19 protein-coding genes and 1 riboswitch are annotated in these 21,299 nt (G+C 39.8%); of the genes, 12 read left to right on the top strand and 7 right to left on the bottom strand.

The window, feature by feature from the left end; all coding sequences use genetic code 11:
* Positions 1–122 precede the first annotated feature (122 nt).
* The 7 genes from C0V77_RS05290 (at position 123) to C0V77_RS05320 (ending at position 9,279) form a co-directional block, all read left to right on the top strand.
* A complete protein-coding gene (locus C0V77_RS05290) occupies positions 123–1,460 on the top strand; it encodes a TldD/PmbA family protein (protein WP_101725283.1) in 1,338 nt (445 codons plus the stop codon).
* 199 nt (positions 1,461–1,659) lie between these two features.
* A complete protein-coding gene (locus tag C0V77_RS05295; protein ID WP_101725284.1) occupies positions 1,660–2,274 on the top strand; it encodes a DUF4159 domain-containing protein in 615 nt (204 codons plus the stop codon).
* A gap of 3 nt (positions 2,275–2,277) precedes the next feature.
* Complete coding sequence (locus C0V77_RS05300) at positions 2,278–3,255, top strand: MoxR family ATPase (protein WP_101725285.1); 978 nt, start codon at positions 2,278–2,280, stop codon at positions 3,253–3,255.
* Between the two features lie 5 nt (positions 3,256–3,260).
* Complete coding sequence (locus tag C0V77_RS05305) at positions 3,261–4,121, top strand: DUF58 domain-containing protein (RefSeq protein WP_101725286.1); 861 nt, start codon at positions 3,261–3,263, stop codon at positions 4,119–4,121.
* A gap of 2 nt (positions 4,122–4,123) precedes the next feature.
* Positions 4,124–5,347, top strand: a complete 1,224-nt coding sequence (locus C0V77_RS05310) for a BatA domain-containing protein (protein WP_101725287.1) — start codon at positions 4,124–4,126, stop codon at positions 5,345–5,347.
* On the top strand, positions 5,344–7,578 hold the full coding sequence (locus C0V77_RS05315; RefSeq protein ID WP_101725288.1) for a hypothetical protein: 2,235 nt from the start codon (positions 5,344–5,346) through the stop codon (positions 7,576–7,578). The genes C0V77_RS05310 and C0V77_RS05315 overlap by 4 nt, the downstream gene beginning before the upstream one ends.
* 27 nt (positions 7,579–7,605) lie before the next feature.
* Entirely contained in the window at positions 7,606–9,279 is a 1,674-nt protein-coding gene (locus C0V77_RS05320; RefSeq protein ID WP_143706007.1) for a hypothetical protein, read from the top strand.
* 19 nt (positions 9,280–9,298) lie between these two features.
* Here C0V77_RS05320 and C0V77_RS05325 read toward each other — a convergent pair whose 3' ends face one another.
* Together C0V77_RS05325 and C0V77_RS05330 are read right to left on the bottom strand one after the other, a co-directional pair.
* Entirely contained in the window at positions 9,299–9,742 is a 444-nt protein-coding gene (locus C0V77_RS05325) for a hypothetical protein (RefSeq protein WP_101725290.1), read from the bottom strand.
* A 4-nt stretch (positions 9,743–9,746) separates the two neighbouring features.
* Positions 9,747–10,097, bottom strand: coding sequence for a hypothetical protein (locus C0V77_RS05330; RefSeq protein ID WP_143706008.1), 351 nt, complete (start codon positions 10,095–10,097; stop codon positions 9,747–9,749).
* Between the two features lie 137 nt (positions 10,098–10,234).
* Here C0V77_RS05330 and C0V77_RS05335 point away from each other — a divergent pair, with 137 nt between their 5' ends.
* Positions 10,235–10,708: a DUF3299 domain-containing protein gene (locus C0V77_RS05335; protein ID WP_101725292.1), complete on the top strand. Its 474-nt coding sequence runs from the start codon at positions 10,235–10,237 to the stop codon at positions 10,706–10,708.
* Between the two features lie 82 nt (positions 10,709–10,790).
* Here the strand turns inward: C0V77_RS05335 and C0V77_RS05340 are convergent, their stop codons facing one another.
* The 3 genes from C0V77_RS05340 to C0V77_RS05350 form a co-directional block, all read right to left on the bottom strand.
* Positions 10,791–12,038, bottom strand: a complete 1,248-nt coding sequence (locus C0V77_RS05340) for a DEAD/DEAH box helicase (RefSeq protein WP_229236203.1) — start codon at positions 12,036–12,038, stop codon at positions 10,791–10,793.
* A gap of 161 nt (positions 12,039–12,199) precedes the next feature.
* Positions 12,200–13,261: a YncE family protein gene (locus C0V77_RS05345; RefSeq protein ID WP_101725293.1), complete on the bottom strand. Its 1,062-nt coding sequence runs from the start codon at positions 13,259–13,261 to the stop codon at positions 12,200–12,202.
* A 5-nt stretch (positions 13,262–13,266) separates the two neighbouring features.
* On the bottom strand, positions 13,267–15,153 hold the full coding sequence (locus C0V77_RS05350) for a TonB-dependent siderophore receptor (protein WP_229236204.1): 1,887 nt from the start codon (positions 15,151–15,153) through the stop codon (positions 13,267–13,269).
* A 100-nt stretch (positions 15,154–15,253) separates the two neighbouring features.
* Positions 15,254–15,452, bottom strand: a riboswitch (cobalamin riboswitch).
* 144 nt (positions 15,453–15,596) lie between these two features.
* Here C0V77_RS05350 and C0V77_RS05355 point away from each other — a divergent pair.
* From C0V77_RS05355 to C0V77_RS05370, 4 genes are read left to right on the top strand one after another with little or no spacing between them, the layout of a single operon-like run.
* Positions 15,597–16,136, top strand: coding sequence for a 5' nucleotidase, NT5C type (locus tag C0V77_RS05355; RefSeq protein ID WP_101725294.1), 540 nt, complete (start codon positions 15,597–15,599; stop codon positions 16,134–16,136).
* A 25-nt stretch (positions 16,137–16,161) separates the two neighbouring features.
* The gene (locus C0V77_RS05360) at positions 16,162–17,037 is read left to right on the top strand and encodes a hypothetical protein (RefSeq protein ID WP_101725295.1); all 876 of its coding nucleotides are present in this window, start codon (positions 16,162–16,164) and stop codon (positions 17,035–17,037) included.
* A 42-nt stretch (positions 17,038–17,079) separates the two neighbouring features.
* Positions 17,080–18,225, top strand: coding sequence for a M28 family metallopeptidase (locus C0V77_RS05365; RefSeq protein ID WP_101725296.1), 1,146 nt, complete (start codon positions 17,080–17,082; stop codon positions 18,223–18,225).
* Between the two features lie 11 nt (positions 18,226–18,236).
* Positions 18,237–18,893, top strand: coding sequence for a lysoplasmalogenase (locus C0V77_RS05370; RefSeq protein ID WP_101725297.1), 657 nt, complete (start codon positions 18,237–18,239; stop codon positions 18,891–18,893).
* Between the two features lie 168 nt (positions 18,894–19,061).
* Here the strand turns inward: C0V77_RS05370 and C0V77_RS05375 are convergent, their stop codons facing one another.
* Positions 19,062–20,666: a toll/interleukin-1 receptor domain-containing protein gene (locus tag C0V77_RS05375; RefSeq protein ID WP_101725298.1), complete on the bottom strand. Its 1,605-nt coding sequence runs from the start codon at positions 20,664–20,666 to the stop codon at positions 19,062–19,064.
* Positions 20,667–20,836: 170 nt separating this feature from the next.
* Positions 20,837–21,271, bottom strand: coding sequence for a DUF2721 domain-containing protein (locus C0V77_RS05380; protein ID WP_101725299.1), 435 nt, complete (start codon positions 21,269–21,271; stop codon positions 20,837–20,839).
* Positions 21,272–21,299: the final 28 nt, after the last annotated feature.

Consider the following 21,299-nt stretch of genomic DNA (forward strand, 5'->3'; position numbering starts at 1 on the left):
ACAAGAGAGTGGAGAACGAAAAATGGAGAAAGGGTCGAAAAAAATACTTTTTCAGATTCCTTGTTCTTAACCATTTTCCTTGTCCAATCCCTAAAATCAAACCATTTAAAATCTGAAATCAAATGTCTGTTATATTAACCGAAGAAGAAGCTAAAGCCTTGCTGAAAAAGGTTTTGAGTTATTCAAAAGCAGATGAATGTGAAGTAAATCTGCTTGGCGAAATACGTGGAAATATCCGCTATGCCCGTAACGAGGTATCTACCAGTGGCTCTTTAATTAATAAAAACCTGCAGGTGCAATCTGCCTTTGGTAAAAAAGTTGGTGTTGCCACCATTGATGAGCTGGATGATGCCTCAATTGAAAAAGTGGTACGTCGCTCTGAAGAATTAGCCAGATTAGCCCCCGAAAACCCGGAATACGTAGGCATTTTAGAGCCACAGCAATATCTTAAATCAAGCGGACATTATGACTCTACCGCAAAAATTACCCCTGCCACACGTGCAGAGGCAGTAGATAAGAGCCTTCAATTATCAAGAGCGCAAAATCTGGTGGCGGCCGGTTTCCTTGAAGATCGCCACGGTTATAATGCCATGATGAACTCGAAAGGTTTGTTTGCTTATTATCTGGACTCAAACGTTAACTTTTCGTTAACCGTCCGCACGCAGGATGGCACCGGTTCTGGCTACGTAGCCAGAGGCTATAACGATATTAATAAACTGGATACAGCCGCAGCCACTAAAATTGCTATTCAGAAATCGGTAGGCTCTGTTGGCGCCAAAGCGCTGGAGCCGGGCAAATATACTGTTATTTTAGAGCCTACTGCCGCTGTTGTGCTTTTAGAAAACCTCTTTTTTGATATGGACGCCCGTAGTGCCGACGAAGGGCGGTCTTCCATGAGCAAACCGGGTGGCAAAACCAAACTCGGCGAAAAAATTGTAGATGAACGCGTTACTTTTTATTCAGACCCACAAAACCCTGAACTACCGGCAGCAGCCTGGTCGGGCGACGGGCAGCCACAGAAGAAATTGTTCTGGGTTCAGAAAGGGGTTGTAAAAAATCTGGCTTATTCAAGATTCTGGGCCAAACAAAAGGGCGTACAGCCGGTGCCTTATCCAAACAACATGATTATGGAAGGCGGCACAGCAACCCTTGATGAAATGATAAAAAGCACCAAAAGAGGAATATTAGTTACTAAACTTTGGTATATCCGCTCTGTTGACCCTCAGACTTTATTACAAACAGGTCTTACGCGCGACGGAACTTTCTACATTGAAGATGGCAAAATTAAACATCCGATTAAAAACTTCCGTTTTAATGAGAGTCCGATTATCATGCTTAATAACCTTGAAACGCTGGGCAAGCCAGAACGCGTGGTGAGTACCGAATCAAACCAGAATTACATTGTACCACCCATGAAAATCAGAGAATTTACGTTCTCTTCACTTTCTGATGCCGTATAACGGACTGGTAGTCCGTTGAAAGTACCACGGACTGATAGTCCGTGGCTATGGGAAAAAACCGAGATAGGGATGTCTAAAAAGTATTTTCAGGCAAATATTCTGCGGCAAAGATTATTTGGCAGCACTTGGCTTTTTAGACACCCCGATCTTAAGACAAATTACCAAGAATTAATTACTGAAAATTAACACTTCACAACATTTGAAACCTTTCGTTTTCACTCGGATTCAATACACTTCGGGGGATTGGGATACAGATCAGCGCATGCCTTCCAATATCCTAAATTCGCTGGTAGAATACACTACCATACCCGTTGATGAAAAAGAGAAAGTAGTGTTATTGAGCAGTAACGAAATATTCAGAAGCCCGTTCTGTTATTTAAGTGGCCATAAGCTGGTAGAGTTTTCAAGTCAGGAGAGAGAACATTTCAGAAAATATGTCGAAAACGGTGGATTTGTCTTCGTCGACGACTGTAACCATGATATCGACGGATTGTTTGCCAAATCATTTGAGCAGGAAATGGCTCGCACTTTTGGAGCCAAAGCACTTCAGAAAATACCCAACACTCATCCCATTTACCATTCATTTTTTCATTTTGATGGCCCGCCTACAACTAGTTTCGAGCTGAACGGCTGGGGCGATGACCTGGTACACGACTACCTGAAAGCCATACAAATTAATGGAAGAATCGGCCTGCTTTACAGCAATAAAGATTATGGCTGCGAATGGGACTACGACTTCAGAAATAAACGCTGGCTGGCAGAAGACAACACCAAGTTTGGGGTAAATATCATCAATTACGCATTAACAGTTTAAACATTGGAAACACAGAATCTTAATCACTATAAAACGCTGGTATCTAAACTACCACACTTAAAAAAAGAGATCGGTAAAGTTATTGTCGGCCAGGAAGAGGCCATCAATGAAATATTGATTAGTTTACTGGCGGGTGGCCATTGTTTGCTGGAGGGTGTGCCCGGGCTTGCCAAAACACTGATGGTAAAAACCATGTCAGAAGCGCTTGACATGAAATTCAAAAGAGTGCAATTTACCCCGGATCTAATGCCGGGCGATATTATTGGTACCGAGATATTGGAAGAAGACCATGAAACAGGTAAGAAGTTTTTCAAATTTAACCGCGGGCCCATCTTTGCCAATATTGTTTTAGCAGACGAGATTAACCGTACACCGCCCAAAACTCAGGCAGCTCTGCTGGAAGCAATGCAGGAATATAAAGTTACATACGCCGGCACCAATTATGACCTGCCCCTGCCCTTTCTGATTATTGCTACACAGAACCCTATTGAACAGGCCGGTACTTATCCCCTGCCTGAAGCGCAGCTTGACCGTTTCCTGCTTTATATTAAACTGGGGTACCCGTCTGAACAGGAAGAACTCAACGTACTGAAAAGTACAACAGGCAGCAGCAAACAAACTTTGCAGACCGTACTGACAGATAACGAGATAATAGATTTGCAAAAACTAACCAGACAGGTACATATCACTGATGAATTGATTGTAAAAGTAAACCAATTGGTAAGAAATACCCGCCCGGCCAATAGTAATTCTCAATTTGTAAAACAATGGTGCGACTGGGGCGCAGGCCCCCGCGCAGGTCAGGCGCTCATTTTATGCTCAAAAGCAAGAGCGGTATTAAACGAGCGCTTCTCGGTCGTTCCGGAAGATATTGAGACACTGGCGTATCCGGTGCTTCGTCATAGAATTGCGCTGAATTTCCGCGCCGAAGCTGAAAATATAACTACTGACAACGTAATTGGGGAGTTGTTGAAAAAATAAACCTGATGCTCACTACCGAACTCATTAAATTAAATAATCTGCAACTGGCTGGCCGCTTGGTTAGTGAAGAAGTAATGCTGGGTATCCACGGTAGCAAACGTTCAGGTATCGGTACAGAGTTTGAACAATACAGACACTACGAACCGGGCGACGACCCGAAAAGAATAGACTGGAAACTCTTTGCCCGTACCCAAAAGCACCTGGTGAGGGAATCGGCCACGGAAAGTAACCTGAATATCCGGTTTGTACTTGATTTATCGGGTTCCATGAATTATCTGGAAAAATCGGTGAGTCGATTACATTATTGTAAAATCCTTTTGGCATCACTGGCCTATTTGGGGTATCGACAAAGCGACAAGATGAGTTTGTATACACTTCAAAACGGCGACTTACAAACATTAGTACCTTCAGGCAAACAATCGTTCCAAAGAATTTTATACACGCTTGAAAAGGCAGAAGCGAGCGGGCCATGGAAAAACAGCAATCCGAAGTTCCCTGAGTTTCAACAAAAGCAAAAAGAGCTGATTTTCATAGCCTCTGATTTCTTACAGGCAGATAACGAATGGATACAGCTAATCAGGAATATTGCCAACCCCAGGCGCGATATTGTAATATTTCAGGTTTTGGGAGAAGACGAAATCAACTTCAATCTGAATGGATTTTATCGATTCAGAGATTTAGAAACGCAAAAGGAAATAGAATTACAGGCCGAAGCAGTAAAGGCCGAATTTAAAGCTGGTATGATGGCTTATCTGGAAAATCTGGAAAATGCTTTACAGATTCCAAACGTTAGTTTAATCAGAGTTACACTTAATGAACCCATCGCAAGAGTCATTGCCGAGTCATTAAAGAAAAGAAAATTTTAAGTATGGAATTGTTAAATCCTCTGATGCTTTGGGGTGGTTTGGCCATTGCCATACCCATTATTATCCATTTCTGGCATCAGAAAAAAGGTAAAGTTTTAGCATGGGCGGCCACTCAATGGCTTCTGGAAAAAAATCTACAACAGTCGAGAGGCCTCCGGCTGGATAATATTCTATTGCTACTGCTTAGGTGCCTGCTTCTATTGCTACTTTGCTTTTTATTAAGCAAGCCTGTTTTCGACTGGTCTGATGCGCCATCATCGTCTCAAAAAATACATCTGGTTCAACCAAACAAACTGATAATTGATAACTATAAGTTTGAATTGCAGGATGCGCTTAAAAAAGGCGAAAAAATCTATTGGATTCAACCCGTTTTAACCTTGGCGGAAGACCTGGGCCATGTACCGCAAACCGACAACTTTAACCCGCTATTTTTGCAATCATGCCTTAACAAATTGGCGCAAACCATCGATAAAGAAGATATAGCGCTTTATTTGATTAATAGTCAGAATCTGGCACAGGTACCTAAAATTTTTGTACCATCCGCTTTCAATCTGCTTACCATAGTTGATACATCCAAAAATAACCTGAAGCCCTATTTAGCTTTTGGTAACAAAAAGCTATTCGTAAATGCTGCCAATCAATTGGCACTGCAATCAGAATCACCCAACAACAATACTTATACAGGCAGCCCGGCCAATAATGCACCAATCGAGGTTTTGATTCTCAATCAGAATAATGCAGAAAAACAAACCATTTTAGCTTCATTAAAAGCATTGGAAGAAGTGTATAAAATTACACTGACAGCAGATACAGAGATTAACAAGCACAAAAAATACAACTGGGTATTCAGCGATAAACCCTTAAGCTCAAAATCAGAATATGATTCTGAATCAACTTTGAACATCATTTCTAACACAGATAATATTCCGGCCAACCAGTTAAGATACCAGAAGAATACTATTCAGATTCCGTACGGCCTCAATCCACAAACTTCTGCGGCCATTTTTAATGGTGAGTTTCCTGAGTGGTTGGCAGAGACGCTGATAAAACACTATGATTTAAACCCTGTACCTACGGTTTTAAGTAATCAACAATTGCAAAGTATATTTACTAAATCCGGTGCTGTTAAATCTCATCAGGAAAATGAACTTGCAAGAATCTTACTTTTTGCTTTCATCATTATTCTAAGCATTGAACGTTATATAGCCATCACTAAAAACGCATGAATCAGGTCAAACATATTATATCGGGTGTGCGCTTTCAGTTATATGCGGTGGCATTCTTTACATGTCTGCTGGTGGCAGTTTCCGCCTTTTTATTGGTATCAGTTTTTAGCGGTTCTTTGTCAGTATCGCTAATATGCAGCCTGCTTGCCTTTGGTGTTAGTGCCTACCAGACTCAATTGTTTAAAGATAAACAAAATGAAGCGGTAAGGTTAATCCATAAAACGGTCGGAGATACCGAGTATAGCCTTCAGTTACTCAATGTGTCGCAACCCAACATAGCTGAGCAATTGCAATTGGAAAGATTAGCCTTAAAATTGCAAGGACACAGAACACCAACAGCAATTAATTCAAAAATATGGGTTCCGATTGCCATTGCAATCGTTTCTATGCTTATTTATTTAGGGTATCCGCTTGTAAAACAGCATCAAAGCAAAGAAACCTTTGGCACTGAGACCCACACCAAAGCATCGCCGCAGGAAATGGCTAAACCACCAGTGTTCAGTTCAGCACAATTAACCATTACACCACCTGCCTATACCCAATTACCAACCAAAACAAATGACGATTTAAACGCCTCTGCCATCAGCGGTTCTATGCTTAAATGGCTAGTAGCGTTTAATCATACCAATAATTTGGCTGTGAAACTGAGCAATAACAGAGGCGAAGAACTCTCTTTCAGGAAAACAGGAGAAGTTTTTGAATATACCGACATGCTGCAAGGCTCTGGTTTATATGCCATAAAAGCCTATTGGAAAGACTCCCTCATATTTCAGTCTGACTATTACCGGTTGGAAGCCATACCAGACCTGGCACCCAGAATTGACCCGGCATCTAAAGAACTATATAAATTCCATTTCCTGAAAGACCCGAAAACCGTTCAGATTTCAGCAAAAATATCAGATGATTTTCAGGTAACACAAGCATTCATCATTGCTACAGTAGCCAGGGGGTCAGGAGAGAATGTAAAATTCAGAGAAATTAAATTACCTATAAATCAGGCGCATTTCAAGGAGGCTTTCATCAACAAGACCATTGATTTAAAGGCGCTAAACTTTGCCCCCGGCGATGAGCTTTATTATTACTGGGCCGCCATTGACAATAAACAGCCGGAACCTAACTATACCAAGTCTGACACCTACTTTATTGTTTATAAAGATACATCCAAAACAGAGGAGGCCGAGATGGCTACCATGGCCATGAATATACTTCCTGAGTATTTCAGAAGCCAGCGCCAGATTATTATTGATACTGAAAAACTCATCGCCAAAAGAAATAGAATCAGCCTGAAAGATTTTAAGAGTACATCTAATGAAATAGGTTTTGACCAAAAAGCACTACGCCTGCGTTATGGACAGTATCTGGGTGAAGAGTTTGAAAACTCTATTGGTGGCGGCGACCCTATTCCGTCAGACGCTATCAGCGGATCGGCTATGGGTGGCGACCTGCTGAAAGGTTTTACGCATGCACATGATGAAGGCGAGCACGACCATGAAGATGGTGAAAAGCACCAGGCTAATGGACATAGCCATGACCACGGCACTGAACCCAAAAGTAATCAGGACAACGAAGACCCGCTGGCAGCTATTCTGAAAGACTACGTGCACTCGCATGATGATGGCGAAGCCAATACTTTCTACGAACAATCTACCCGTAGTTTGTTAAAAATGTCGCTCGAGCAAATGTGGCTGTCAGAATTACACCTGCGTCTTTATGAGCCTGAGAAAGCCTTGCCATTTGAAAAAAAGGCACTCGAATTTCTTAAATCGGCACAGCAAAAGGCGCGTACATTTGTAAAGAAAACCAGCTTTGACCCACCGCCCATCAAAGAAAAAGAAAAGCGCATGACAGGCGAGTTAACCAAATTCAACGATGCATTCAGCTACGAAAAGAATTTTTCTCAACAAAAGTTAGAACTCCTGGTAGCGCAGGTGCTGGGTATTATAGATACAAAAAAAGAAGGCCAGAAACTAAACGGGTATCAAAAACAAAACTTATTGCTGTTAGGCACGTACCTGAGTGGTAAGGTAATGAATAGCAAGCTGAGCAACTGGTCTGTTTTAAACCAGCTTCAGCATTTAATAAACGATAAGGATTTAACGGTTGACGAAAAAGCTGAGCTGAAGACCAAACTATATCAGCTAACCGGTGTTGCTCAGCCAAAAGGCATATCGAACAAATCTTATACGGCAGAAAAAAAACTAGAGAAGGCATTCTGGAAAAATATCCGGTGATGCTACCTGTCAGACAAATACTAATACATGGCATTTAACTTACTCATATTATCAGTCTTCCAGTCAAAGTGGATACTTTATGTAGGCCTGGTGTTCTTATTGATTATCCAATTATGGTTGTTGTGGCGGTCAAAAGCTCTGCCTAAAAAACGCATACGGATACGCCTGGGGCTGAATCTGTTCGTTTGGCTGGCAGTTTTTCTTTTTGTTTTTCAGCCGGGCATAAAGCATACAACCAATGGCAACAAAATTTTACTGGTTGCCGCCAAAATACCCAAGGCTTATGTTCAGAAAATAAAAGACAGCCTTCAAATCGCAGATTCTTTCAATGAGCAGGATTTTAACCGCTTAATCAGTAGTAATCCGCAATTTGTTGACAGCCCCGGCAATGTATATCTCTTAGGGCAGAATTTCAGCCCTAAAACCCTAAGCTGGTTGAGTAACAGTAACCTGAACTGGATACCCTATTTTGACGAAGGACACCTAGAGAGATTAAGATATAAAAGCATTGTAAAAAAGGGAGACATGCAAGAGCTGAGCGGTAAATTAACCGTTAGTAAACCTCAGACACTCGCCATTAAATATGGTCATCAAACGTTAGATAGCCTCGTATTGCAAAAAGGCCATAATACCTTTCATTTCAGTTTTCCGGTTTTTACCATTGGTCGTACAGAGGCATTATTAACACTAGATGAGGCGCCGCTTGAGCACATTCATTTTTTTGCGCATGCTCCACAACCACGTAAAGTACTTTTCATATTAGGCAATCCTGATTTTGAAAGCAAAAATCTATCAGAGTGGCTGGGCAGAAACAATTATCAGGTTGAGATTATTACTACCATTGCCAGAGACGCCCAAAGCAAAGTTACTATCAATAAACCCGGCGATACTAAATCGTTCGACACTGATATTATCATAACAGACCCTGCCAATGCGGCGCATACCCTGGTAAAAAAAGCAGTTGCCGAAGGCAAAAGTGTCTTATTTATTAACTGCACTAAACCAGAAGAAGACGCTAAAATGCTGAATCAGGCTTTGGGTATGAATTGGCGAGTAAAAAAAATATCAAACGACCAAACAATAACCGTCGCGGATAATCTTACAGCACTGCCTTATGTACCTGAGCCGGCCGTTAACCAGAAATTAATCAGTAAATACCCCATAGCTATTCAGAAGAAAGCTGGGTCAGTTGGTTTGAGTTTTCTGAATGAGACTTTCCAGTTGAAACTAAGTGGCGATACCCTCGGCTATGCCCGTATTTGGTCGTCGGTATTTCAACAACTGGCTCCAGCTATTTCCGACAATATTCTGATTGATGCTCCTGTTTTTACCGATACGCAAACATCTATAGTTATTAATAATCCTACTGTCGTTTCTTCAAAAATCAGGATAGACACAGATACAACTATTTTATCCCAATCGCCAGTCAATCCGCTTACCTATTCAGGAAGCTATGTTTTCAGGAAACAGGGCTGGCAATCATTTCAGGATTCCTTATCGCTTTATGTGGAAGAAAACACAGGAGGGCTTAAGCAAGCCACACAAATACAAGAAGCCTTACAGGCGCATCAGCAAAAAAGTACATATAATGGTGGTAAAGCATCTTTACAGTCACTTACCACCACTTTGCCAGAATGGGCATGGTATTTAATTATTTTGGTGGGTTTAGTAGCGCTCTGGGTAGAACCCAAACTGAATTGATAAGTAATGCTTTGTTATCTTAGAGTTGCTTAACTGCTACTGAAATACTTTCCAGGCGTGTTTTAATCTGCCCAATGTTTTGTTTAATTTCCTTTTGCACCTCCAGCATTTTTTCGGCAGGTAAATCAGGAACAGAATTCTGGTGATGGTGTTCATGCTCATGGCCACTTCCATGTGTATGTTCAAAACCCGGCACCGCAAAGAAGTTCTTCTCCCAAGTATTAAAGTCAGCCTTCAACGTTGTCAATTCTCTGGCTAACGAATCAGCTTTTAAAGTTTTTTTTGCAAGTAAAAGGTTACTAAGGCTGTCGACCTTTTCTATTTCAGGCTCAATTTGCTCCTGAATAGCCTCTGCCTGTATGTGCACCTCATTGGCCTCTACCAATACGGGGTTGTCTTTCGGATTTTTTGACGAACACCCCATTACTGCAATTCCGGCGAAAAACAAAAGAATTTTATTCATTTCATTATTGTGTTTTATGCTTGAAAAAACGTTGTATCTGTGCCTCTTTTAACCGGGCTTCTTCTGACTTGAACCAATGAACCGGCGGATAAAAATAGAAAACAATTGAAACCAGAGAAATAAACCAGAATCCGGTGCGCTGCAATTTTGAAGCCTTGCCGGCAGGTTTGTACACCTGATAAAAAGTAACCCCGAAAATAATTAACTGGCAACACAGCAAAAGAGGTGCGTAGGCCTGCAGGGCAATAAAAATGCTTAAACCACCACTGATACTCAGCAGCAATGGTAAACCACAGCAAATCAGGTGAACGAAAGAAGCGGTAACCAGTTGGAATCCTAACAATACTTTTGTCATAATGCGATAATTTAATGACAGGCAGATTAGTATATGTAGAAATACCCGAACTTTAATAGATGAAATACTTGCAACAATGATGCAAAAATAAATCTCCATTACTATATTTGCAACATTATTGCATAAACAATTTTACTATGAAAAAATTCAGTTCATTTTTTTCGGTAGGGCTAATACTCATTTTATTGGCAGGCTTCATCAATACAGGCTTTAAAGTGCAGGCTGAAATCCAGCACATTACATGGAAAGACCTGCAGGATGTGCGCTTTAAGAAGAAATTTAACAAACAGGAGAATATGTTCTTTCTTTACCCTGAATTTGGCGAGCGTGTAAAAGCGCTGGAAGGAAAAGTGATACAAATAAGAGGATATATGATACCGGTTGACCCGGCTGAAAACGTATTTGTGCTTTCGGCCAATCCTATGGCTGCCTGTTTTTTCTGCGGAGGCTCGGGGCCTGAATCAATCATCCAACTGAAACTCAAACAACCACGCCGCTTTGCTACCGACGAGATATGGACCGTAAAAGGCATATTAAAACTAAACATAGACAACGTAGAAGAGCTGAACTACGTTTTACAAAATACAGAACCTATTAAGAAGTTTAATTGAGGTATCAGACTTCTTTTACGCTGTAAATTTAACGACAGCATACATAGCCACATAGTGGGTCTACATGGCTATTTATGATGCTTCAGTTACCTGCCGGCTTGTTAGTACGACGAAAAAATTTCTTTTTCGGTTTACCCGTCTGGCCGTCAGGTTTTGGGATTCTTGCATTTCTGTTCTGCCCTTTATACTCAGGGGCAACACCCAGACCCAGGCTTTCGGTAATGCTTTGCTTTTCAACTTCGCGCTCCAATAACTTTTCAATATTTACAATACGGTATTGATCTCTTTCATTAATAAATGTAATAGCGGTACCGGTGGTTTCTGCTCTGGCTGTACGCCCGATACGATGGATATAGTCTTCGGCATCGCGCGGCACATCAAAATTTACTACATGACTCAGATTATTGATGTCTATCCCTCTTGAAAGCACATCGGTAGCTACCAGAATCTTAAATTGCTTGTTTTTGAAGTCTCGCAATACATTTTCGCGTTCCTGCTGCGAATTATCGGATGATATCCCCCGGGCATCCAGGTTTAGTTTTGTTAAAGCCCTGATGATTTTTTCAATCATCATTTTCTGCGACGAAAACACAATGACCGACTGCACATTGTCATTTTTTAGCAAATGTGCCAGCAAAGGTATTTTCTGGGTATCGGTGGCCATATAAAACTGCTGGTCTATACCTACTGCAGGCTTTGATGTGGCCAGCCGCACTTCTGCGGGGTCTTTCAGTATTCTGTTGGCAAAATCTCTTATTTTTTTAGGCATAGTTGCCGAAAACATCAGATTCTGTCTTTGCACCGGCAGGTGCTTCAGAATATACATAATGTCGTCTGAAAAACCCATATCCAGCATCTTATCGGCCTCATCAAGTACCAGACATTTAATGTGGTCAAACTTCAGGTCTGTTGCTTTCATGTGCGCCATCAAACGCCCGGGCGTTGCAATAATAATATCGGCACCATGTACAAGGGCTTTTCGCTGCTGATTCCACTCTTCCCCTACTCCGCCGCCATAAATGGCAATGCTGGTGGCATTAATAAAATAACTGAATCCTTCTATTTGTTCATCTATTTGTTTAGCCAGCTCACGCGTAGGTACAAGCACCAGCACCGAGGTCTGGTTACTTTGGTTTCGCACAACGTGGTCTAGCAAAGGAATAAGAAAGGCAGCGGTTTTGCCTGTGCCGGTTTGCGCAGAAGCAAGAAGGTCTTTTCCTGAAAGAATAATAGGAATGGTTTGCTCCTGAATAGGAGAAGCCTGTACGAAATTCATGGCGTTTACGCCAGACAACAGGTCTTCATTTAGGTTAAATTCGCTAAATTGCAAGTTTTAATTAATAATTTTGATTGGTAAAAATGTAAAGATAGCATTTAGAAACGAAGAATGCACAGAAAGCCCAAAACATCGGCAATTCTGTGCATTTTTTTATAGGTTTATGGTGGCTTTTGTCATACCCGGTTTACGGTATTGCGCAACAGGCCAACATCTTATTTGAAGAAAAACTTACTGGGTGCAATTTCTACTTTTACAGAATCAATCAGTTCTCCGGTTACTTTATACCTGAAAACATAACCTGCCTGCTTGTAGGACGGCGTAACACCAGCATAGATGATATTTGCATTAGTATCAAATCCCAGGCCAGACAATGTACGCCTGATTAAGGGCTTGGCGGTTGATATTGCCGCATCGCTTATATTAAAGCTATATACTTCTCCGCCTTCACTCCAATTCGAATAATCAAAATAGATAGTTCTTTTGTCGGCACTTAAAATCAATTTTCCGGGTACTTTACCTGTTGTTTTTTCGGTACTGAAAGTGGCTTCGATTGATTTGGAAGATGGATTAATACGGAAAACCTCTTTCCCAACCGAACACCAAATCTTGTTGTTGGCATCAACTACAAGATTGGTGGTACCGCCTTTCATCGAAATTTTACCAGACACCTCATCTTTGGCAATATCAATTACGGTAATCTCGCTCTTGCCTGAGTAAGGGTCATTACCAATAAAGGCTTCATTACCTGCAACCACAATTCCTTCGGCGCCATTTTGAACAGCAATTTTTTTAGTTACTTTATTGGTGTTCAAATCAATTACCAGAACATACCCTGGTTTGTATGAATAATCGGCATTCAGCACGTCCCAACAAACTACATAAGCTTTATTAGAAGCAACTTTGATAGCGCTGCGTGGGTTTTCAACTTCTTTTATTGACGCCACCGACTTAAAGGTACGGGCATTTACAATTTCAATGGCGTCTTGGCCGTCAGTAGAGTTATCTACTAATATAATTCCTTTACCGTCTATTTCTGCGTATTCTGTAATACCCCCTACAATTGAGCGTTTATTTTCTTTTTGAAAAACATCAAGGGTAGCTTTTGTAGAATCTCGTTTCAGAAAAGATAGTGTGCCGTTGTTATCAAAAAAGTTGCCGGCGTTAATCACTATCACACCTGTGTCGTATGGTTGTGCGGGTTCTGCATCCTTGGTTTCGCAAGAGAATAAAGCAATAGAAACAAAACCAAGTAACAATAATTTTTTGTAGTTCATCTGGATTACTTATTTATGTTAAAAACAAAGTTGATTGCATAATTTCTGCCGGGCATGGCATTGCGTTTTGAGTTAAGGTAGAGCTCATCAAACAGGTTGTTAATCTGAAAAAACAATCGACCATCTGCATGCTTCCATTTCAGGCCACTTTCAAGTATCAGGTTTACCAAATGCTGGCCATCGAGCCATTTAGAGTTGTCGAAAGTGTAATACCGGCGGCTATTGGCTTGCCATTGAAGCGTTGCACGGAACGGCGTTCCGTGTTTTTTCAGCCACCCGGTTTTCCCGTTTGTCTGGTAATATAAATTGGCGGTAAAATTGTGCTTCGGTATGTAAATCAACTGCTTACCTATTACATCGTCAGAGAAAACATTATAAGCTTTCTGCTGCGAAGAATGCGTGTAAGCATATTGGGCATGAAACCCAATCGCTAGTTGCTCGCGCTGATATTGCGTTTTGTGTGTAAGCTCCAGACCTTTGGCCAATACCTGTTGCAGATTCTGTACCTTGTAATTCAAATCCGGATTCCAGTAGGCCCAGTTGTCAATCAGATTATGATACAGATTCATCGACGAGCTAAAACTGAAAGTATGGTGCTGCTTATTCCAGCTAATACCCATCTCTTTATTAAATCCGTCTTCGGGCTTCAGCTCCGGGTTGCCTAATTCAGACCAATAGCGTTCGTTCATGGTAGGCACCCGGTAGCTGCGTGAAACATTGCCCGTTAATTTGGTGGATTCAGTAAGCTGATATTCAAACCCCAAAGCAGGGGCTAAGGGTGGCTCAAAGCCTTTTACAAAGGCCTGACGCACATTAAGAGAGGCAAGTAATCTTTTTGAAACCTGGTACCTCAGCCAGGCAAAAACGTCTAATCTGTTCTCTGCAATGGTGTTTTTTTCATATTCGTCTACATGGGCTATTACATGCGCTGCTTCTGAGCCAATATGAGCTGTCAACTTTGAAATCTGCCATTCATGTTCGGCACGAATCAAAAACCGGTCAATGGCTGTCCGGCTGGGTTTAACAAAATTACCTTTACCATAATTGGTAATATCCTGCACATAACCTCCTCTTACAGTCAGTTTTTTAAATTGGTAGGTATTCAGAATCCTGACAGCCTGGGTTTGCAAAACCTCTCTTGTATGGATTGACTGCGGTGATATTTCGACATTATTATCAGAAACCCAGATGTTCAGCGAAAGCTGGTTTTGCTTTTTGGTGAGATAAAACAAATCCTGAATAAAGCCTCTTGAAGAAGTGGTTGAACGCTCAACCGGATAATAGTTCCGCTCGGTATAAGGGTAATTGTTGTTCAATACCCCCTGATAAAATACGGTTTTGGAAGAAATGCGTTTGTCAGAAATTCTGGCACTCAGCTGTGTCTGCCGGTTATCGAAACTAGCCAGCCTCTGTCCAAAACTTAGTTGCATTTTGTTTTCCCATACAGGCTTTGAATCTAGCAGTATACTGCCTCCAACAGCATCTGACCCCACCACACATGACGATGACCCGTATTGAATAGCCAGGAGGTCGAAACCTGCAGCAGGCAGAGTGGAGAAATCGCTCTGCCCTGTACTTGGTGAGTTGATATTGATGCCATTCCAGACTACAGCCGTATGATTGCTTGAAGTACCTCGTAATCCTATACTTGTCAGTTGCCCGTTTCCATAGGGCCGGAAATTAACCGGTGCCTGAAAGTTTAGAAATTCGGCCAGGGTCTGAAATTTTGCCTGCTCAATTGTGGCGGAATCAATACGCTGAATCTTTAGCCCTGCCATAAACCGGGTTGGAGCGAAGGTTTTCACCAACACTTCGTCCAGCATTCTGGTTGAGTCAGTCTGGCCCAATACAATTTCCTGCGACAGCAGAAGCCACGCAAAGGCAAAGGGCAAAACCCTCAGGCAAAAGCATCTGATAAAAATGCCCAATTAATTAACACATGTAAAATGAATGATAGTCTGTCGCTCAGTTGGCTTCATCCTCCGTAAAGCGCAAATAAGGATAGCTTTGGGCAGGTCTCCTGACTCGTCTCAGCATTTCCGGCCTTCCCGTATAACAGTGGCCATGCAGTTGAAATGCACTCAAGAAACTTACAGTTGCGGGGACAGCTCCCGGTTTACACGGGATTCCCTTTTAAGCCTTGAAACAACTATCGGAAGCTGTATAAGGCACCTAAAACTGTTGCAAAGGTAAAATGATTTTTAAAAATAACAGCAACAGGCACAAAAAATAGTATTGGGCAGTGCCATTATGAAAATCTGAAACACTTATAAACACAAATGAAGGGTTGTAAAATCTTATGTTTATATTCGCACAAACAAAACCTTAATCAAGAATGACCAAAAAGAGAATTGCCATTGATATGGATGACGTAATGGCGGCCACAGGAAAGAAAATCCTGAAAACTTATAACCACATTATCGGTACGGCTTTCACAGAGCAACATTTTGAAAACAAAGCCTACTTTGAGATTTTTGAAGAAAAAAACTATCATAAAATTCGGGTTGAAATATTTAAACCGGGCTTTTTCAGAGATGTGGAGGTAATGGCAGATGCCGTAGAAGTAATAAAAAAACTGCATGAGCAATATGAAATATTTATTGTGTCGGCAGCCACTGAGTTTCCTAATTCATTGAAAGACAAAATGGACTGGCTGGAAGAGCATTTTCCGTTTATATCATGGCGAAACATTGTACTTTGCGGAGATAAAAGCATTGTAGCCGCCGATTATATGATTGACGACCACGAGAAAAATCTGAAAACCTTTAAAGGTAAAACGCTGATGTTCAGCGCCATTCATAATCAGAAGGTAACCGGTTATCAAAGATTCAAATCATGGAAAGAAATTGAGGCTTTTTTTGAGAGTGAAAGTTAAGTTTATCTAAAACAGACTTGTTACTATGGATGTAACTGAAGAGGTCCCGATTATCTCAAAGCCCAATAATAATTATTTAAAATCTGTATTATTTACCGTAATTTTTCTAGATGCTTATATAGTTTTTTTCCAGCAATCAATTATTGAAGTTTCATGGTGGGTTATGTTATTGTCTTTATTATGTCTTTTAATCGGAGCATCTATATCAATAAACTTCCACGAGAGAGTATACCTTTTTTATGACGATAAAATTATTATTCAAACTCATAAAAGTAAATATCTGGATGAAATAGCTGTAAGTGATATTACAGCCTGGAATGAAGAAGTAACTAATAATTATAGAGATGGTAGTGCGACAGATTTAACTATTATTACTGATTACAAAGTAATACATATATATAAATCTGCGTATAAAAATTATTCGGAATTTATTGACTACTTAAAAAGACTGAATTTGCCTATTTATAAAAATCTAAAATCAATAGATACAGGAGATAAAGATGATATATTATCTCCATCACAAAAAAATGGGTATTCGATTATTTTGACTTTGTTTATACTTACACCATTTGTATTCTGGCTAATTGTAAGAACAAAGTCAGAATCAGACGAAAAAATATACTTTAATAGTAGAATAAGTAATATAACATTTTCCAAATACAATGCTGAATTAGAACTTTACGATTATCCCGAGATAAAGTTTATTACCAGTGATAAAAATGTTTTTAAAACTTATAATTATAATTACGGTAACCAAAAATATGTGCATCAAGACAAAACCGTAAGGCTTACTGTTTCAAAAAGTGATTACGAATGGCGAGTAAAAAATACATTCATTAAAAAAATACAATTATCTTCTACGGCGAAGCTCGATATAATAGATTATGAAATACTAGACTAAAACGCTTTGACTTACTTAGTGAAACCCTAACTAAAACCCAATATGACCGCGAAACAAATTGTAGAAAAACTGGCAGCTTTTCCTAACAGGGGTGTAGCCACCGCTAATGAAATACCTGTGCTTGATTATCTCAGCAGTTTGTTTCCGGAACAGGAAGTATCAAGGGAGTCGTTCAAAACGCCAAAAACTTACATTTCTATTGTCTGGTGGCTCATCGGTGGTTTGTTTGCGGGTTTATTAACTCTTAATTTCTCTCCAATTGCCGGGCTTTTTATCACACTCATATTTGTAACACTGGCTATGCTGTATTTCAACTGGTACGCATCGCCGGTTACGGGTTTTCCTCCACTGGTTACTTCGTATAACCTCGTAGTTAAGCCTAAAAGTAAAGCAACCAGCAAACCTAAGAAACTCATCCTGATGGCACATTGGGACACCGCCCCTATTTCCGTCCTTTATCGCCCCGAAATGATTGGCAACTTCCGGAAATCATTAAAAATGAGTTTGTTCCTCATGATTGTAGCTCAGTTTATAGCTATTTCTCAGTTTCTGGTGCCGAATAACTTCATTATGATGATAGGCAATGTATTGGCCTTTTATTTTCTGTTACAAGGTGTAGTGGGCACGGTAGACTATTTCCGCCTTGGCTATTCAAATGGCGCTTCTGACAATGCCACCGGAGTAGCGGCCGCTGTTGCCACTGCCGAGAAACTATGGGCTAAGAATTTAGACTATCTGGATGTAGAACTGGTTCTCACAGGTGCTGAAGAAGTAGGTATGATAGGAGCCAGAGCCTACATGAAAAAGCATTATACCGAATTTAATAAAGAAACCTATCTGATTAATTTTGATACCCTCGGCAGCGGCAATCTGAAAATTATTACCCAAACCGGCAGTTGGTCTAACATTGTGTATGACAACCAGTTGATACAAATAGCTAAACAAACCGTTGCAGCGCAGCCTGCATTAAAAAACGTAACCACAGGAGCCTGGCATACGGCTGACTTTGATTCAGTCTGGTTTCAGCGCGCAGGCATTCCTGCTGTAACGCTGGCAGCACTTGATGCACACGGACGAATGCCAAACATCCACCGACCAACAGATGTGCTGGCAAACGTAGATTTTTTACCTATGGAAAAGGCTGTTATATTAGCAGAGAAAATCGGAGAACAACTCAATATTTCTTAAAACACCTTACTATGAATCGTAACCAGACTTTTATCTTCTATGGCCTGTCTGCGATAAACATTGCTTCAGGCTTACTGGAAACCGAATGGCTTGGCTATATTACAAAACCGCTGCTGATGATTACCCTGGCCGTTTTTTACTACCAGCACACCCGTGCCACATTTAGTAAAAGAGACCGGCTTGTGTTATTTGCTTTATTTTTCTCTTGCCTCGGAGACACCTTCCTGATGTTTCAGCAATTAAACCCTGATTACTTTCTGATGGGCCTGGGTGCATTTCTGCTTGGGCATGTCTGTTATATACTTCTGTTTCAGCAAGAGGGTAAATCGCGCCATTTCCGTTGGCTGCCATTTATATCTTATGCCTGTTTGTTACTGTTTTTTCTGCTAAACAGAATCCCTGCCGACTTCAAGATTCCGGTTATATTGTATTCAGTAGTAATAACCCTGATGGGTATCCGTGCCAGCGAGCGGCAGGTAAATGACAAAAGTTATGAAGTAGTACTCATTGGCGCTGTTTTATTCATCATTTCCGATTCCCTCATAGCGCTCAATAAATTTGTGGTGTCAGTGCCACTGGCAGGGCTCTGGATTATGAGCACCTATGTAGTGGCTCAATACCTGATTATCCACGGGCTGCTAATAAATTCTATGTTAAAGAATCATTAAAACTTTATTATGGGATATATTCAAAGAAAAGATGATTGAAATCAAAAATTATTAAACTTTTTTATACTTTTTTATAAAAATACTTAAGTTCTAAAAGGATTTAAGGATAAGCCCATAATTTTAGAGACCCATTAATAATTTGTAGCCTTAATAATTAGAATTAGTTTATCATCTTCTTGCGTTAAAAATAAGAGAATCATACCTTCTTGCTTTAGCCTCATTTACAAATTTCGCTAACTTATCCGATAAAGTTGATGACTCTTCAAAAATTTTTATACTGTTAATTTCAGCCCCTTGTAATCTACTCAATCGTGGAGGTAAGGTGTTAAAAGCTACATTATAACAAATAGGAACCATAAATTTATCATTGGCCCATCCTGTCGACCATTCTGAGGTCACATATTCACTGCCTTTGGAATTTTCACTCCATAAAATCCATATTTCTCTTGAGTCATGTAGAGCCTGCTTTATTTCATCATCAAACTTATCTGCACTTTTTAAATCATAATCAAAAACAAATACTTCTAGCTCATTCTTTTCTAGTATATCCTTAATCATGTCAACAATTTTTTTGTCCTTCTTTGAATAACTAATAAAGACATCAAACTTTGTTCCTCTCTTATAGGCTTTTCTTTGTTTTACACTGCTTATAGCATATTCATAAATTAATGGAATAGTTTGTATATTATCTATTGAACAATTTTCTAAACATTTAGTTAATACATCTTTTAGCTCATCAACAAAATTATTCTTCGCCTCAAAAATACACTCTTTGTGTAGATTTCCTTTAAATCGAGTATTTTCAAGCAAAAACATCATTCTTCCTTCTTCCATTTCTGGCAGACTTAGCAATGTATTATTATGAATTCCCCAACAATTGTAGTAGTGAGGGATACAATCCATTATTGCTGACATAATTCCTATACACTTCTCCGGAAAACCATTACGACTATAATCAACAATTAATTCGAAAAATCTTTTTGAATCATGTTGTGAAATTGCTAATATTCTAATATTTAAATACCTCGTATCCAAATCTGTAAGGACCAAAGATGGTAATAACAAGTCCTTATTATTATTTCGTCTTTGTATCTCCTTAATAATTTTAATAAACTTACCACCTGCAGAATGCAATTCTGCTCCAGAAGTTTGTTTACCCTTTAACTTAAACGTTGAATAAATAAAATCGTCTTTGTGCTCCAAATAATGTTTATAAAAATATGCAAGTGCTGTATTTGGCATTACGTACACGGCCGTATTTAAATCAAGATCATTAGGATTAAAAAATAAGATACTGTCTGAAAAAGCTCCTTCAATGTCCTTTTTTAAAGACAATAGTCTTTCATCAATATCATAAAATATCGTTTTTTCAATATTAAAGTTTCTTAAGGAATGATCCTCACGCTCTATTAATTCTTCAAAAATTATCTGAAGGCTCCATGCACAATAACGATGTCCAGAGCGTGTCATTTCTGACATTACTATTGATATATTTCTTTCCTTTAAGAATTCCGTTATCTTTTTTGATGTCTTAGGTATATTCTTCAATCTTAGCAACAAACGACCGCAAATAGGCCAATAACGTGGAGGAATAGGTGTAAGCATAAAATCATGCTGTAATCTTACTTCATCATATTCAGTGCTTGAAGGAGGTGGATAGTAAATCCCATACAAAGAATTATTTTCCAAATTTATGTTAAGTGGCTCTAATAAATCAGGCGGAAGTTCTAGACGTCCCTCTTTTGTTATATACCCAATTCCTCCATGGTTCATATTTTACAATTTGTTATGAGTAGAATATTTATTAACAGCAAGTACTTATAAAAACATATTTGTAAGCTAATATTGTTAATATAAACAAAAGACTTAAAAAAAATACAAATAAGCATTTCATTAAGTCATTGTTGTAAACTTTTTTTTATTTAAAGGCCCTTATGAAGAAATTATTTATTTTTGCGCCTGCGGTAAGATGGCTCAGGCGCAATCAATTCGGCCATATCACTCAGTTCCAGTTTCAGGGCATTCATCGATAATGTTATTTCACGTACCGACAAAGTGAGTGCTGCTATCTGTAGCATCAATGCGCCGCCAAACATCCATTTGGCTGCCAGTTCGCGGCCAACAAAAATCAATAACATACAAACCGCACTTAAAAGCAGGCTGGAAATGGCAATTATCTGAATGTTCCTTACAATTCTGATGCGCCGCTGTAAACCGATAATCTGTGCAACTATATTCTCTTTCTCTTCTTCAGTTTTGTATTTTAAATGCAAATCTCTGATCAGACTAGCCAGCGCCAGAAACCGGTTAGTAAAAGCAATCATCAGTAATGAAACCGTAGAAAAAAGAAGTGCCGGAGTACCAATTGTCAATTCCATCAGATAATATTAAGCGAAATCAATCGAT

It is taken from the genome of Emticicia sp. TH156, assembly GCF_002855535.1.
Classification (GTDB): Bacteria; Bacteroidota; Bacteroidia; order Cytophagales; family Spirosomataceae; genus Emticicia; species Emticicia fluvialis.